The organism is Streptomyces sp. HSS9-12 (assembly GCF_054963655.1).
Window position 1 is genome coordinate 1 of sequence record NZ_JBUEGC010000108.1, and the last position, 2,901, is coordinate 2,901.

Genomic DNA, 2,901 nt, shown 5'->3' on the forward strand with positions numbered 1-2,901 from the left:
CATACGCACCCGCCGTCGCACCGGGGCGGACAACCGCAGCAACTATGCGGGCAAGCACAAATGCCATGGCCTGCTCGTGATCGCGCTCACCGACGACCGCGGCCGACTGGTGTGGATCTCTGCGGTGCGGCCCGGACGCACGTCGGAGATCACTGCCTGCCGCCACGACAAGCTCACCACCAAGCTGCGGGCGGCCGGGCTCGGCGCCATCGCCGACCTGGGGTTCGTCGGCCTCGACGACGGCGCTCCGGACGCCGACCCGACGGTGATCACCGGCTACAAGGCGGCCCGGAACCGGCCCCTGACCCGTGGTCAGAAGCTGTCCAACAAGGCACTCGCCGCGGTGCGGGCGCCGGTCGAGCACGGCTTCGCCCATCTGAAGTGGCGCGCCCTCGGCAAGGTCCGCACGAATCCGAGGTGGGCGACCGCGCTGGTGCGGGCCCTGCTGGTGCTGACGAACCGGGAAGTCGCCCGCTGACAGATGATCTTGTCGGTGGACTACCGCCCCGGACCTGCCCGAGCCTCCCGACGCCTACGCACACCGGGCCCACTGACGTGCAGTTTTCACGATGCACTGTGCCCACTTCTCGGCTACTCGCAACTGCACGATCATCTCCTCGATGTCGTCAGGCGTGCGCGAGGGTTGACGATCGGGACGGGAGGTCCGGTCAAGCAGACCAGCGTCGCCGTGGATCAGCCAACGCTTGTACCACTTGGTCAGCGCGGTACGGCTGACGCCGCCCTCAGCGACATGGGCGAGCGGGCGTCCGGAGTCGATGCGTTCGCAGAGACGACGGCGACCTTCGGGCGTGAGGGGAGCGTTTGCGTGGGTAGACATAACTGCTCGCGCTCACGCAGAGGACTGGTGTTTACCCGCACCACCTCGCGTGGTTGCTCCATACGAAGGCATGCTCACGGAGACCACCGACTGCCTCCCCACCTCGGCATCAAGAGAGTCTGTGTCGAGGTGCGGCGAGGATTGCCGACCGACCCGAGGGAGATGTTGACGAGGCGGGCTGACGCGATGCGCCGGTCAACGTTTTGGGATGTGCGCATCGCCCGTCAGCACCCGTCTATATCATTGTTCGAGGAGGTCATGTGTGTACCCGTCGGGTCCGCCGCACGGATTAGATGACCCGTTCGCGCGGCGGACCCGACGCTGCTTTCCGCGACGAGTCGCTTCGACTGGCCGCTCGGCCCCACCGATCAGAGTGTGGCCATCACTCCCTACGGGCGTACACGAATGACTGTCTTCCCCTTGCGTCGCTCGGTTGAGTTGAGGGTTGCGACCGCGTTGTCGAGGGACGCGGTGGTTCCGATGTTCGTACGCAGCCGCCCGTCCCGGACTCGCTGCACGATTTCACCCAGCTGGGTGCGATCGGCCTCGACAACGAAATCGATCGCCAGGCCATCAGCGGGGCGGGCCTCGACCGGGCCCACGACCGACACCAGCGTCCCGCCGGTCTTGATCAGAGCCGCGGAGCTCCTCTGGACCTCGCCGCCGATGACGTCGAAGACCAGGTCGACACTGCCGACGTCTGCCAAGGCATCGTTCTCGAGGTCGACGAACTCGTGTGCGCCGAAGTCGAGCGCCTTCTCACGGTCGGCAGCTCGTCCAGTGCCGATGACGTATGCGCCGGCCTCGCGTGCGAGCTGGGTCACCATCGTCCCGACTGCTCCGGCTGCGCCATGGGCGAGGACGGTCTGGCCGGCCTGAAGGCGGCCGTGCTGGAACAGCCCCTGCCACGCGGTCAGACCCGAGATCGGCAGGGACGCGCCTACCGTGAAGTCGACGTCGCCGGGCAGCGGTGCGAGGTTGCGTGCCTCGATTGCCACGTACTCCGCGAGGGTGCCGTCGCGGTGCCAGTCGGCGAGGCCGAACACCCGCTGCCCGACCGACAGCCCCGTCGTGCCGTAGCCGAGGGCGGTGACCACTCCGGCCAGCTCGTGGCCGGGGATCGACGGTGTCTTGTCACGGCCGGCGCGATCGGTCCAGGTCGATGGCCACTCCATCTCTGTCGGGACGAAGCCCGATGCATGAATCTGAACGATGACGTCGTTGATCGCTGCGGGCGGCTCAGGCCGCTCCGTCAGCGTCATCCCGGCCGTTCCCGCGGCCTGGTCGGTTACCACAATGGCTTTCATTGAGATTGTCGCCTTCCTCGTATGAGCTCGTAACACGATCACGAGCGGTGCTTCTCCAGCCGCCTCCAGCAGATGAGGCTGCAGGCCAATGAGTCGCGTGCATCGTGAATTCGCAGGTCATGGGCCTGGTGTGCGTGGCGGTTCGGGTACTTGCGCCGGTCGGTGGCCGATCGCCAGTGCCGTGTCGCGCGCTCTGTCCTGCAGCTTCTCGCCGCTGATGGGCATGACGAAGGTCAGGCGCGGCGGCCGTAGGTGCGCGGATCCACGGGCTGCTCGGACTTGGGAAGCCCGCTGACCACGAGACGGTAGGAGTCGATCACGAGCTCCTTCACTAGCTTCTCGTCGATGGTGCCCCCGCCTTCCGCCGTAATCCAGTGCTTCTTGTTCATGTGATAGCCGGGGGTAATGTCTGCATACTGCTCACGCAGGGCTGCGGCGTCGTCCGGATCAGCTTTCAGGATCACGGCGGGGCGCCCCGGCATGTCGGTCATGAGCATGAAGACCTTGCCGCGCACCTTGTAGACCTTCCAGTCGGGGCCGAAACGATGCTCCAGGTCGACGCCGGGCAGTCCCACAGTGCAGTCGCCCGCGATCTTCTGCAGCTCCTGTCCGTCCAAGGTGATCAACTCCTCTATCGATCCGAGTACCCTGACTGCCCGGCCAAGGCCCAAGGTGGCGTCTCCTGCATGGCCGCGACGAACGGCGGCGCCCGCACGCGGCTCTGTCCCGTAATCGGTGGTAACGAAGGGTGACGAC

At 66.5% G+C, this 2,901-nt stretch carries 4 protein-coding genes; 1 reads left to right on the top strand and 3 read right to left on the bottom strand.

What is annotated here, in order from left to right:
* On the top strand, positions 1-478 hold a 478-nt coding region (locus ACY34J_RS28855), incomplete at its 5' end, for a transposase family protein (protein WP_462729578.1).
* Between the two features lie 54 nt (positions 479-532).
* On the opposite strand, the gene ACY34J_RS28860 is transcribed toward ACY34J_RS28855, so the two are convergent.
* From ACY34J_RS28860 to ACY34J_RS28870, 3 genes are all read right to left on the bottom strand, one after another.
* Positions 533-838 (bottom strand): leucine zipper domain-containing protein, encoded by a 306-nt coding sequence (locus tag ACY34J_RS28860; RefSeq protein ID WP_462729579.1) that lies wholly within the window; start codon positions 836-838, stop codon positions 533-535.
* A 389-nt stretch (positions 839-1,227) separates the two neighbouring features.
* Positions 1,228-2,145: an NADP-dependent oxidoreductase gene (locus tag ACY34J_RS28865; protein ID WP_462729580.1), complete on the bottom strand. Its 918-nt coding sequence runs from the start codon at positions 2,143-2,145 to the stop codon at positions 1,228-1,230.
* 233 nt (positions 2,146-2,378) lie between these two features.
* Entirely contained in the window at positions 2,379-2,762 is a 384-nt protein-coding gene (locus tag ACY34J_RS28870) for an MmcQ/YjbR family DNA-binding protein (RefSeq protein ID WP_462729581.1), read from the bottom strand.
* Positions 2,763-2,901 lie beyond the last annotated feature (139 nt).